11 protein-coding genes are annotated in these 12,712 nt (G+C 56.2%); 8 read left to right on the forward strand and 3 right to left on the reverse strand.

Annotated elements, in window-relative coordinates:
- Positions 1-80 precede the first annotated feature (80 nt).
- On the forward strand, positions 81-2,375 hold the full coding sequence (locus tag AC0L7U_RS04190) for a putative bifunctional diguanylate cyclase/phosphodiesterase (protein ID WP_473694044.1): 2,295 nt from the start codon (positions 81-83) through the stop codon (positions 2,373-2,375).
- A 111-nt stretch (positions 2,376-2,486) separates the two neighbouring features.
- On the opposite strand, the gene ppdK is transcribed toward AC0L7U_RS04190, so the two are convergent.
- Entirely contained in the window at positions 2,487-5,177 is a 2,691-nt protein-coding gene (gene ppdK, locus AC0L7U_RS04195; RefSeq protein ID WP_473694046.1) for a pyruvate, phosphate dikinase, read from the reverse strand.
- A gap of 541 nt (positions 5,178-5,718) precedes the next feature.
- On the opposite strand from ppdK, the gene AC0L7U_RS04200 reads away from it, so the two are divergent.
- Genes AC0L7U_RS04200 through AC0L7U_RS04210 form a run of 3 tightly spaced genes read left to right on the forward strand, consistent with a single transcriptional unit; the run spans position 5,719 to position 8,460 of the window.
- Positions 5,719-7,062 carry a tetratricopeptide repeat protein gene (locus tag AC0L7U_RS04200; protein WP_473694048.1) on the forward strand — a complete coding sequence of 448 codons (1,344 nt, stop codon included), beginning with the start codon at positions 5,719-5,721 and terminating at the stop codon, positions 7,060-7,062.
- A gap of 46 nt (positions 7,063-7,108) precedes the next feature.
- Positions 7,109-7,549 carry a tetratricopeptide repeat protein gene (locus AC0L7U_RS04205; protein ID WP_473694049.1) on the forward strand — a complete coding sequence of 147 codons (441 nt, stop codon included), beginning with the start codon at positions 7,109-7,111 and terminating at the stop codon, positions 7,547-7,549.
- An 8-nt stretch (positions 7,550-7,557) separates the two neighbouring features.
- On the forward strand, positions 7,558-8,460 hold the full coding sequence (locus AC0L7U_RS04210) for a 4-(cytidine 5'-diphospho)-2-C-methyl-D-erythritol kinase (protein WP_473694051.1): 903 nt from the start codon (positions 7,558-7,560) through the stop codon (positions 8,458-8,460).
- 12 nt (positions 8,461-8,472) lie between these two features.
- Here the strand turns inward: AC0L7U_RS04210 and AC0L7U_RS04215 are convergent, their stop codons facing one another.
- Entirely contained in the window at positions 8,473-9,489 is a 1,017-nt protein-coding gene (locus AC0L7U_RS04215; protein ID WP_473694053.1) for a polyprenyl synthetase family protein, read from the reverse strand.
- Between the two features lie 164 nt (positions 9,490-9,653).
- Between AC0L7U_RS04215 and AC0L7U_RS04220 the strand changes: the two genes are divergently transcribed.
- Genes AC0L7U_RS04220 through AC0L7U_RS04230 form a run of 3 tightly spaced genes read left to right on the forward strand, consistent with a single transcriptional unit; the run spans position 9,654 to position 10,712 of the window.
- Positions 9,654-9,890, forward strand: coding sequence for a putative signal transducing protein (locus AC0L7U_RS04220; protein WP_473694055.1), 237 nt, complete (start codon positions 9,654-9,656; stop codon positions 9,888-9,890).
- A complete protein-coding gene (locus tag AC0L7U_RS04225) occupies positions 9,874-10,122 on the forward strand; it encodes a hypothetical protein (protein WP_473694057.1) in 249 nt (82 codons plus the stop codon). Before AC0L7U_RS04220 ends, AC0L7U_RS04225 begins: the two co-directional genes overlap by 17 nt.
- Positions 10,086-10,712 carry a tRNA1(Val) (adenine(37)-N6)-methyltransferase gene (locus tag AC0L7U_RS04230; RefSeq protein WP_473694059.1) on the forward strand — a complete coding sequence of 209 codons (627 nt, stop codon included), beginning with the start codon at positions 10,086-10,088 and terminating at the stop codon, positions 10,710-10,712. The genes AC0L7U_RS04225 and AC0L7U_RS04230 overlap by 37 nt, the downstream gene beginning before the upstream one ends.
- Before the next feature lie 79 nt (positions 10,713-10,791).
- Here AC0L7U_RS04230 and AC0L7U_RS04235 read toward each other — a convergent pair whose 3' ends face one another.
- A complete protein-coding gene (locus tag AC0L7U_RS04235) occupies positions 10,792-11,520 on the reverse strand; it encodes an SDR family NAD(P)-dependent oxidoreductase (protein WP_473694060.1) in 729 nt (242 codons plus the stop codon).
- Positions 11,521-11,564: 44 nt separating this feature from the next.
- On the opposite strand from AC0L7U_RS04235, the gene AC0L7U_RS04240 reads away from it, so the two are divergent.
- Positions 11,565-12,566: an AraC family transcriptional regulator gene (locus AC0L7U_RS04240; protein ID WP_473694062.1), complete on the forward strand. Its 1,002-nt coding sequence runs from the start codon at positions 11,565-11,567 to the stop codon at positions 12,564-12,566.
- Positions 12,567-12,712: the final 146 nt, after the last annotated feature.

Raw genomic sequence — 12,712 nt, forward strand, 5'->3', positions numbered from 1 at the left:
CATTCGTTAAGAGCTAGATGCTTTACTCTTTCCCGTCATACGTGTCTTAGACTCAAAGTTTCAGGAATTCCGGTTTTCGTATGCAGCATCAGCGCGCTGACAAATCAGGCGGACAAATTGCCAATGCGATCATCATCCCGATGATCGCAGTCGTGGTTATTGCCTTGGCTTGCGTGGTCGGGCTCGTGATCTGGTCATCGCGCATCACCGACACGACCGCCAATGAAAACCAGAAAAAGCTGGTTCAGGGCGCGCTCGAGCTGATGTTCGAGAAAGTGACGGATGCGCAGAAAAGTCTAACCTATGAAGATCAAAGGTCGCTGAAGACTGCGTTAGAAAACGCGGATTATAGCTCGCTGAAAAGAACCATCGGCGACCAGATGCTGCACGCCCACAACATCAATAAAGCCTTGATTGTCGGGCGAAATGGCGAAACGCAGTTCACTTATTCCAACCCTTTTCGCCCGGGCTGGAACACCGAAGAATTTCAGCGGCAAATTGCCATTCCGCTGGCACAAGTGCGCGTGGCCTATGCGGCGGCAGCCGAAAAGATAGAAGCTGGACGCCCCTATCTTTATACCGCACCGCCTTTGATCCAGAACGAAGACACAGAAAAAACCGGCTTCGTCAGAATTGCCGAGGACGTTTATCTTTTCAGTGCCATGCCTCTGTTTCGCACACTCGATACTTTAGCTGCAACAAACGAAAATCCCGCTATCCTGATCAATCTCGTGCCGATGAACAACGAGATGCTGCGGCAACTGGAGAGGCTTTCCGGCAACAAGCAGGTTGGTCTATCGCAGACCCAGCCCGAAGGGGCCGCGCCAGTGTCTCTGGCTTTGAAAAGTCCAGATGGAAAGGTCATTGCCTATCTCAGTTGGAAAAGCCTGACGCCTGGGACCGAGATCCTGACCCGCCTGTCTCCCATCCTGGTCATTCTGGCGCTCGCGATCTTGTGTCTGACAATTGTGGTGATTGATTTCACCCAACAGACCACCCGAAAATTGGCACGAAGTGAAGCGCAGGCCGTCTATTCCGCCCGACATGATTCGTTGTCGGGTCTGCCCAACCGCGATGAACTGGGCCAGATGCTGAATGAGTTTCTCAGCCAGAACTCAAAGGCGTACTCTTGGATGGCGGTGGTTTACATCGACCTCGACCGCTTCAAGGACATCAACGACACACTGGGACATGCCGCAGGGGATGAAGTCATTCGAGCGGCGGCGGCACGACTCAAGGCCGGCACTCCCGATGACAGCATCATCGCCCGCATCAGCGGCGATGAATTCGCCATGCTTCTGCCTGGCAACGGACGTGTCAGTCAGACCGAGGACATACTCAACAAGGTTTTGGAGCGGTTTTCACGGCCCTTGCGTATTGATGGTTCGGAACTGCACGTCAGCCTGTCGATGGGCGCTTCGCTCTATCCACGCGATGGCCGTGATGCCGGCGAATTGCTTCGCAAGGCTGACATCGCGCTTTATGACGCCAAGGGAGCGGGCCGCGCACGCTGGTCTTTCTTTGACCATACCATGCAGGAAAAGGTGATTGCCAAGGACAAGCTTTACCGTGAGCTACGCCATGCCATTGACCACGATAAGCTGGAAGTCGCCTACCAGCCACAGACCAACCACGATGGCTCCAAGATCATCGCAGTGGAGGCACTCGCCCGCTGGCCACATCCGGATATGGGCAACATTTCCCCCGCCCTTTTCATTCCGCTGGCTGAGGAAACCGGGCTGATCAATGCACTGGGTTTGTGGGTCTTGCAGCGTGCTTGCCGTGAATCGCATCTGTGGCCCGATCTGATTATCTCAGTCAACGTTTCGCCCAATCAGTTCAAGCACCCCTTGTTCGTGGACGAGGTCCTAAACACGCTCAACCGCTACAAAATGGATCCGGAACGGCTGGAGCTTGAAGTGACCGAGAGCCTGTTTGCCGGTCATCAGAAGGGTATTTTAACGGCGCTGCAACGCCTCAAGGGACTAGGCATCAAGGTGGCGCTCGATGATTTCGGCTCGGGCTACTCCAGTCTGAGTTACCTGCGCAATTTCCCGTTCGACACGCTGAAGGTCGACCAGACATTCCTGCACTCGATGGATCAGGACAAAACCGCTCAGGCGGTGCTCAAGACCGTTATCGATCTGGGTAAGGCGCTTGGCATGAATGTCGTCGCCGAAGGTGTCGAGACTCGCGAACAGCTTCAGATCCTGTCAGCAAATGGCTGCGACCGATTGCAGGGCTACTATATTTCACGTCCGCTGAATGCCAATAATGTTGCTGATTTCCTGGAAGACTATGACGTCAATCGGGAAATGAAGGCGACACAGGAAGCCTCCGCGCAAGTGGACAACGAAACCACCAAATACGCCTGACCAACCCGATCTCTTTATGAAAGAGTAAAAAGACTGACAGTCGCCGTGTTCTTCTGCGGCTGTCAGTCTTCATATTCGGCATATGCCGCGACCTGCTCTGTTTGCGGTCTCTCAGGCCTGCGCTTTCGTCTTGAGACGCGGCGCTTTCAACCGGGCCTGTGCTGCCGCAAGCCGGGCGATTGGCACACGATAGGCCGAACAAGACACATAGCTGACGCCAAGCTCTTCAAGATACGTCAGAGTATCCGGATCACCGCCCTGCTCACCACAGACACCCAATTGCAGATCCGGGCTTGTCGTGCGTCCCCGCTCACTCGCCAAGCGGATCAACTCGCCAACCCCATCCTCGTCGAGGCTGACAAAGGGGTTTTGCAACAACACCTTCTCGGTACGATAGACATCCAGAAAACTGGTGGCGTCATCCCGTGACAGACCGAAAGCCGTCTGGGTCAGGTCATTGGTGCCGAAAGAGAAGAAGTCACAACACTCTGCCAGACTTGCTGCAATCAATGCCGCTCTTGGCACCTCAATCATTGCTCCGACACGATAGGTAAAGGTGAAACCACTTTCACTTGCCACCTGCCTTGCCACATCTGCGATGATCGCCTTGATGTGCAGCACTTCTTGCTTCAACGAGACGAAAGGCACCAGAATTTCGACATCCGGCGCTTGCCCGGTATCGCGCAGGGTCAACACCTGCGCCTCGAAGATCGCCCGCGCCTGCATCTCGACGATCTCGGGGTAACAAATCAGCAACCGGCAGCCGCGATGCCCCAGCATTGGATTTGTCTCCGCCAACGCTTCCGCCTCGCCCTTCAGCTCTTCCAGATCCACCTGCATCGCCTCGGCAACCGGGCGCAATTCCTCGTCGTTTTTAGGCAGGAATTCATGCAAGGGCGGATCGAGCAACCGAATTGTTACCGGCTGGCCTTGAGTGGCAGCAAACAGGCCCAGAAAATCATCCCGCTGCAAAGGCAACAGGGATTCCAGCGCTTGCCAATAATCATCACGCCCCGTGCTCAGGATCATCTGCCGCATCGCCAGGATGCGATCACCGTGAAAGAACATATGCTCGGTGCGACACAGGCCAATGCCTTCTGCACCGAACTTGCGCGCCACCGCCGCCTCGGGAATCGTATCAACGTTAGCACGCACCCCCATGCCGCGCTCGTCATCCGCCCAGCCGAGAAGCGTTTCGACATGCTGTGAGAGATGCGGCAACTGCATCCTCACCTCGCCATTCATGACGCGCCCGGAACTGCCATCAATGGTGATCAGGTCTCCTCGGTGCAAAACACGACCATCGACTTCAAGGCGTTCGCGCATCGCATCAACCTTGAGATCTCCCGCACCACAAACACAAGGTTTCCCCATACCACGCGCAATGACGGCCGCATGAGAGGTCATGCCGCCCCGCGCTGTCAGAATGCCTTCAGCCGCGTGCATGCCATGGACATCTTCCGGGCTGGTTTCCTTGCGCACCAGGATTGCCTTGTCACCAAGCTTGCGCGCAGCCTCCGCATCCTCTGCCGTAAATACCAGTTTGCCAACAACCGCACCGGGTGACGCGGGCAAGCCCTTGCACAACACATCAAGACGAGCATCTTCTGCCAACCTTGGATGCAGCAGACTTTCCAGCGCCAGCGGATCAATGCGCAAAAGGGCGTCCTGACGACTGATATGCCCTTCTTCCGCCAGCTCAACAGCAATGCGGATCCCGGCTTCGATCGAGGTTTTGGCATCGCGTGTCTGCAACAACCAGAGTTTCCCGGCCTCAACCGTGAATTCCACTTCCTGAACTTCGCCGAACTGGCGCTCCAGCTCGCGACAAGTGTTCAACAGCGTTGCATAAAGATCCGGCGCACGGGCTTCGAGCGAGACCTCCGTTTCCCGTCCGATTTCGCGCGCCTGCGACAGGCTCAAAGGATCGGGTGTGCGGATGCCCGCAACAACATCTTCGCCTTGCGCATTTGCGAGAAATTCACCGAACAGGCGTTTTTCCCCGGTCGAAGGGTCGCGTGTGAAGGCAACTCCGGAGGCCGAAGTCTCGCCGAGATTGCCATAGACCATCGCCTGCACGGTCACGGCCGTCCCCCAGGTTTCGGGAATGGCATGCACCTGCCGGAAAACTTGAGCACGGCGCGACGACCACGAACCGAAAACCGCCTCAATGGTGCGCCAGAGCTGCTCTTGCGGATCTTGCGGGAACGGTTCCTCGAACGCATCCAGCACATGAGATTTGAACAGCTCGACGATTTTCTCCAGTCCGTCCGCCTGAATTTCCGTATCAAGCGTCAGGTTCTGAGTGGCCTTGTAATCCTCGATAATCTCCTCGAACTCTTCCGAATCAAGATCAAGAACCACCTGCGCATACATCTGGATAAACCGCCGATAGCAGTCGAAAGCAAAGCGCATGTCGCCCGTGCTTTTGCCAAGCCCTTGCACCGTCTCATCATTCAGTCCGAGATTAAGCACAGTGTCCATCATGCCGGGCATCGAGACGCGCGCACCCGAGCGCACAGACACCAGAAGCGGTGCCTCGACACTGCCGAAAACGCGGCCCGTCTCGCGCTCAAGCACCACCATTGCCGCCCCGACCTGATCCCGCAGACTGCGCGGATAGGCCCCGCCCGCATCGTGATGATACGCACAGACGTCGCTCGTGAGCGTGAACCCCGGCGGAACCGGCACACCACGGCGCTTCATTTCTGCGAGATTGGCCCCTTTGCCTCCCAACAAAGCAACCAGATCCGCGCGGTCGGCCTGTTCAGCCTCACCGAAGCCATAGACCCATCTGGTCAATAGAATTCTCCTTTCGGAATCCCGAATACCCCTCAGGTATACACCAAATGATGCTGCACCGCACAAAAACCCCTCCACTGCACGGTATCGCAGCAACTTCCCACAAAAGAATTGTCATATCTATCAGGCTGAAAAGTCCAGCGCCGTGACTGACGTAAGTTCATAAATGCGCTTTAGATGGCACCATAAACGACGGCAGGCCGCAAGGATGGGGTCAAAAAGCGGGTTTTGATCGATTGAGGCCTCAGTGTCAGGCAGACCACAGTCTTGGTGACAGTCGACAGGATCTGAGCGAATCCCCTTCACGGATCTCTGCAACTCTTTGAAAATCTGGTGACTTCCAGTGAATCCATCCCCACATGGAGGGCGAACCTCTTTCAGCCATCTGAAACGCATTTATCTGAGGCCACCGTAACGCGCACCGCCCCTGTTTGAGTAGTGTATCTTTTCGCGCTGCCCTTGCTGTCACGCCTTAAAGAGGCCATTGTCCATATGATATTGAAGAGGGTCGGGCGCAGACGATCCATAGTTGAGAGGTGATATGACCGATTTGACCAGAGCCATTTTTCGCAGTTCTCGCAATCGGTCGAGCGTCAGTCGACTTGCGCTCGTTGGCTTTCTCGCTCTCGCAACGGCTAGTCCCGCGCTGGCCGAAAAAAACAATGACGCGACAATGCCCAAAGGCACGCCCTTGGATCTTCCAGTGACATTGGCCGGAAGCTATCTTTCTGGTCGAATCGCTGAATTTTCCAAGCAATACGGGACGGCAGCCGCCTTTTATCAGGAAGCATTGGCCGCAGACCCTGAAAACACCACGCTTGTTGAGCGCACATTCGTGCTTAAGCTGACGGATGGCGACATCCGCGAGGCCCTGAGCTTTGCTGCTCAACTGGACGATCAGGATCAAGGCAGTTTCCTCACCCGCCTGGTGCGTGCCTCTGATGCCATCAAGCATGGCAACTACGGCAATGCCGCCATGTTGGCGCACGGCAAGAAGGCTGGCCCCATCGGCGACGTTTCGCTGGGCATCGCCAAGGCTTGGGCGCAGGCTGGTAGCAACAAGTTCAAACAGGCTCTGCAAACGCTTGATGCTTTGAATGGCCCACGCTGGGTCAATGTTTTCAAAGGCACCCATGGCGCATTGATTGCCTATGACGCTGGGAATTTGAAGCAGGCCCTGACGTATGCCGAAACCGCCTATAAGGCCGATGACGGCGCCATTCGGGTGATCGAGATCTACACCCGCCTGCTTGCGCTCAACGGCAAGGCCGACGAGGCCAAGACGATCTTGCGCAAATACGGCGCGCAAAACGCTGGCAATGCAGTGCTCCACAAGACCTGGGAAGACATTTCGTCCAACAAGGCGGCCAATAATCTCAAGACAGCTCCGGCTGATGGCCTGTCTGAACTCGTCTACGGTCTGGGCACAGCAATCGGCCATGACGGTGGTCAGGAACTGGCGATCTCCTATCTCCAGATCGCGCTGTATCTAAACCCTGATGCTGACTATGCAGCGGCAGCCCTTGGCCAGATGTATGCGCAGATGGATCTGCCAGCCAAGGCAATTGACGCTTTCAAGAAGATCCCGACATCTTCTGAATTGAAAGACGAAGCCGAAATCCAGATCGGCCTGAGCTATAATGAAATGGGCGACGTTGATGATGCCCGCAGTCATCTTTCGGCGCTGACAAAGGCAAACCCCGACAATCTTCAGGCCTTCATGGCGCTTGGCAACGTGCTGCGTGCCAACAAGATGTATGGCCCTGCGGAAGGCGTTTACACCAAAGCGATCAAGCTGATTGGTACACCGTCACGCAATGACTGGCCGGTGTATTATTTCCGCGGCACTGTACGCGAACGCCAAAAGGAATGGCTAAGGCGCTGAAAAGGATCTGCGACAGGCGCTGAAGCTGGAAAAGGATCAGCCTTTGGTGCTGAACTATCTTGGCTATTCCATGGTCGACCGGGGACAGAACCTCGACGAAGCCTTGCAAATGATCCAGAAGGCCGTCGCTCTGAAACCGCAGGACGGTTACATCGTCGACAGCCTCGGCTGGGTCTATTATCGCCTGGGTCGCTATCAGGATGCCGTTAACGAACTTGAGAAGGCGGTCAACCTGCGCCCTGCCGATTCAACCATCAATGACCACCTCGGTGACGCTTTGTGGAAGGTTGGACGCAAGATCGAAGCGCATTTCCAATGGAACCATGCCCGGGACCTTGATCCGGACAAGGCTGAGTTGCCGAAGATCCTCGACAAGATCAAGAATGGGCTGGACAGTTCTAACGAGGCGAAAGGTCCGGCGGCTCCCGTCAAACCTGCGGCGTCTGGCATGTCCAAGCCGGATGCGACCGCCGGTCAAGACAACTGACAAGGCCCATGGTGACGCCCTTGGCTGCCCCTGCCTCTGACGTGCAGACGATACATCTCGCCTGCGCGAAGGTTAATCTGTGTTTGCATGTCACCGGCCAACGCGAGGATGGCTACCACCTGCTTGATTCGCTGGTGGCTTTCCCGCAAATCGGTGATCAGCTCACTTTGCGCCGCGCGCCAGATACTGATGAGACGTCGCGCCTTTCCCTGAGCGGCCCGTTTTCACCGAGTTTGCAAGCAGAGCCGGACGACAATCTGGTACTGCGGGCCATTGCTCTTTACTGCGAAGCCATTGACCAACCGAACCTGCGGTTTCACGCTCATCTTGAGAAAAACCTGCCGATTGCCTCGGGTATTGGCGGCGGGTCAGCCGATGCCGCAGCCACTCTGCGTGCTCTTGTCGACCTGACAGGCGAGATCCTTGACGCAGGCACGCTGCTGACTGTGGCTGCCCGTCTTGGGGCAGATGTTCCGGTTTGCCTGTCTCCCGTTCCTCAGCGGATGCAGGGGATCGGCGACAGACTAACCCCTTTGCGTGCCCTGCCCGTGCTCGGCATGGTGCTGGTCAATCCACGCATGTCCGTTTCAACCCCGGCGATTTTCCGGGCCATGACGACGCGCGACAACCCACCCATCACCATGCGACATGCCGACCTTGGCTCGGCTCATGGCCTGATTGAGTTTCTGAAAACTCAGCGCAATGACATGCAGGCGACAGCCACCGACCTGTGCCCGCCGATTGCCGAGGTGATGGCCGCGCTTGAAGCCGCACCAAAAAGCCTGCTGGCGCGCATGTCCGGATCAGGAGCCTCCTGTTTTGCGCTTTGCCTGCCCGGAGAGGAAAGGCACATTGCCTCTCACATACAAAAAAGCCACCCGACATGGTGGGTGGCTTCTTCGCAAATCTGATCGCTGATCCTGTCAGCTCACGCGGGAGATACAGAACTCAACTGTTTCTGCCAACGCATCCCGCAACGGGCTGTCCGGCAACCCTTCAAGCGCTTTCAACGCCTTGGCTCCATACTCGCGCGCTCGCACGACCGTGTCGGCAATCGCATTATGCTTTTTCAAAAGGCCAATCGCCTTTTCCAGATCGCCATCCTGAATATCACCGTCTTCCAGCGTTCGCCGCCAGAACACGCGCTCTTCATCCGTGCCACGCTGCACCGCCAAAACGATGGGAAGCGTAATCTTGCCTTCTCGGAAATCATCACCGACGTCCTTACCGAGGTCTGCCGCCGATCCGCCGTAATCCAAAGCGTCGTCAACAAGCTGAAAAGCAAGACCAAGTTCCATACCGTAAGAGCGGGCAGCCGCCTTGATGTCCGCCCCCTCATTGGCAATAACCGGACCGACTTCGGCAGCGGCGGCAAAAAGGGCGGCCGTCTTGGCTTCGATAACACGAAGATATTCGGCCTCGGTTGTGTTGATGTTCTTGGCCGCACCCAGCTGAAGGACTTCACCTTCGGCAATGACCGCTGAGGCATCAGACAGAATGCCAAGGGCTTCAAGAGAGCCGACATCAACCATCATGCGGAACGACTGACCAAGCAGATAATCACCCACAAGAACCGAAGCCTGATTGCCCCACAATTTGCGGGCGGCCTGCTTACCGCGGCGCATATCACTTTCATCGACCACATCGTCATGCAGCAAGGTTGCAGTGTGCATGAACTCGACACTGGCCGCCAACATGACATGCCCTGTGCCCTGATAACCGACGATATCAGCCATCGCCAGGGTCAGCATGGGCCGCAGCCGCTTGCCGCCGGAGGAAATCAGGTGCTTGGCGATTTCCGGAATAAGGTCCACGTTGGAGCCTGCCTTGGACAGGATGATCTCATTGACCTCATCCATGCCCACCTGCACCAAATCGATCAACGGCTGGATCGAGGGCTGTCGTTCTGTCTTTTCGGATACGTTTTGAGCCAAAGTCACCAACTAGTCTCCGGTTCTGAGTTGACCGGACAATATGGTGCGAGATGCTTTCGAGCAAGAGACCATTGCATTGACAAACAGATGAAAACCGACTCACTTGACCAACTTGCAACAAATTCGACACCCGGCGCGTTTGTCAAAGGCTTGAAACAGAGGGTGCTTTCATGGAAGAACTGCTGAGAACCAATGATCCTGTGCTGATCTCCTTTCTGGAGTCGCTTTTCCAGGAGGCGAGCATTACGCATCACATCGCGGATGCAAACATGAGCCTCATGGAAGGATCAGTCTCAATCATCCAACGCCGTGTGCTGGTTGATCGTTACCAGATCGAAAGCGCCCGCCAATTGATGCGGGATGCCGACTTGGCCAACGAATTGCCCGACAATGGCACCACCGCCTGAGCCTTTCTGGATAATGTCGACCGCCGCAGCCTCGCTTGCCAACCTGGGACCTACCACCCGCGATGCCTTTCTGGGGGGCGGGCCTATGTCTATCAGCCCGCCAAGGGCCGGCACCGCGCCGGACTGGATGCTGTCTATCTGGCCGCGGCCCTGCCCGATGGCACGCGCGGCCATGTTGTCGACCTTGGCGCAGGCGTGGGCACAGCAGGGATGTGCGCAGCCGCCCGGCTAGAGCCAATTACCGTCACTCTCGTCGAAATTGATCCGCTGGCCGCGCATCTGGCGCGCCATGCCCTCACAGACCCTTCCAACGCCCATTTTTCCCACCGTGCCAAGGTTCTGGAAACCGACATTGCCGCCAAAGGCACACAAAGACACGAAGCCGGACTACATTCCGACATGGCAGACCATGTCATCATGAATCCGCCGTATTATGAGGCGGGGAAGTTTCGTGCCTCCCCCGCAGACGCCCGTGCCGGAGCCCATATGCTCGACGAACGGGGGCTGGAACCCTGGGCGCGCACCGCAACGGATGTCCTACGCGAGGGCGGCACTCTGACCGTAATCTTTCGGGCAGACGGCTTGCAGGAGCTTCTGACCGCTTTGCGCGGGCGCTTCGGCGCAATCGACATCATTCCCTTGCACCCACGCCCCAATGCCCCCGCAACCCGCATCCTCTTGCGTGCTGTACGCGCCAGCAAGGCCCCCTTGCAACTCATTCCAGGCTTTATCCTGCATCAGGAAAACGGCTCTGATTTTACCGATCAGGCCCGTGGCATCATGCGCGACGGCCACGGGCTTGGCCTTGACGCACGTCGCTAGACCCGGGCTGACGGTGCCGTCGCTTGCCCCGGTTTATGTTTACAGTCGGGACAAGCAATGCTGTGATTTTGAGGGCTGCTTACCAGCCAAGCTCTCGTTGATCGTTAAAGAAACGACCGGTCGCGCCATCCGGGTCATCAACGATCGCCAAATCAACAATGATTTTGGCTGCCTCTACCGTACTGCGATAACCGCTGTGCCCGTTAAAGTCCGTCTTGGTGTATCCCGGATCAGCACTGTTCACCCGTATTCCCATGGGAGACAGCGCCTTGGCAAATGACAAGGTCACCGCATTCAAAGCTGTCTTGGAGCTGTTGTAGCCAAGGAAATTAACGCCATAAAACTCGTTTTGCGGATCCGACAAGGAGGTCAGTGATCCCAACTCACTGCTGACATTCACGATATTGGCAGAGCCAGAAGCCCTCAATAACGGCAAGAACCCCTGAATGAGCCGGATTGGCCCCAAGACATTGATTTCATAAACCTGCCGGATATCATCTGGCTCCTGTTCGGTCGGAGCCGTGAAGGTTCCCGAAACGCCCGCATTGTTAATGAGCACGTCAAGTTTGCCATCTTCCGCCGTCACGCGTGCAACGGCGGCCTTGATCCGGCCAGCATCCTCGACAGCAAGATCGAGAGCGCGAACATCATACCCTTCGTCCCGCAGAGTTTGCGCCGCCGCTTCTCCTCGCGCCGCATCCCGAGCCCCAAGCCAGACCCGATAGCCAAGTTCTCCAAGGCGGCGAGCCGTTTCAAATCCAATGCTTTTGTTGGCACCGGTGATCACAACATTTTTCGTCAAAGTCATTCTCCATATTGACGTATGATGGAAATATGGAGAGCGATGGATGCATGCGCCTGCCAGATCCTGCCGAGTTTTTGCTCGATCCTGTCCGCCTGCTTGTGCGTTCGCCCCTTCAATGCGATCCTGTGTCTATGACCCAATCGGTTGACGATCTGAAAACGCTGATTCTGGCGCATGCAGCCACCACTGGCATCAGCAGAACCGCACTCCCCAATATCCTGCTCCTGAAGGCTATCCGCCAAACAGAGCCGAGCCCGAACATGTTGAAACCCATCATGTGTCTGGTGTTGCAAGGCGCAAAACGCGTAAGCGTGGGCGATGAAAGCCTGCGCTATGGGGCAGGAACATATTTTATTGCCACGATGGAACTTCCGGTGATGGGCTACGTCAGTGAGGCAAGTCACGACGAACCGTTTCTTGGATTAAGTTTCAACTTCGATCCGCTCATCATCGCGGAACTCGCCCTTGAAATGCCACAACACAATGACCCGGAATATATCAGCGGGATTGGCGTCAGCGAAACTGCGCCTGAGCTTCTGGACGCGTTTTTGCGCATGACACGCTTGCTTGACCATCCTACGGATATCCCTGTTCTAGCACCTCTCATCGAACGGGAAATCCTGTTTCGCCTGTTGCAGGGACCGCAAGGACCGAAACTGCGCCGGATTGCACAGGTTGATGGCAGTCAGACCCAAGTTAAACGTGCTTTGACGTGGATACGCGACAATTACGACAAGCCATTCAAAGTCGAAGATCTGGCCAGATTGGCAGGCATGAGCGTTTCGGTGTTTCATCGCCAATTCAAGACCTCAACGCGCATGACGCCGATCCAGTATCAAAAGCGATTTCGCCTGCATGAAGCGCGCCGTCGCTTACTGGAGGCCCCAGACGATGCCACCCGCATTGCTTTTTCGGTCGGCTACGAAAGCGCCTCTCAGTTCAGCCGGGATTATTCTCGAATGTTCGGTATGTCACCAGCACGTGATGCTCGCGCCCGCGTCAACGCCCTTGCAACGCACACCGAAGATGTTGCGGCCGGTCTGGAATAAAAAACAGGCGAGATTGGCCCCAACCTGCTCCGTTAGCCCGCGCCAGAAATATTGAAAGCACTGCCTCTCACCGCGAGGGACGGAATCCATAAATACGTTTCAAATGGTCTGATCAGATTTGCCTTCCTAACGTCAAAATGATGGCG

This window comes from Roseibium sp. 10G30-5, from assembly GCF_055809635.1.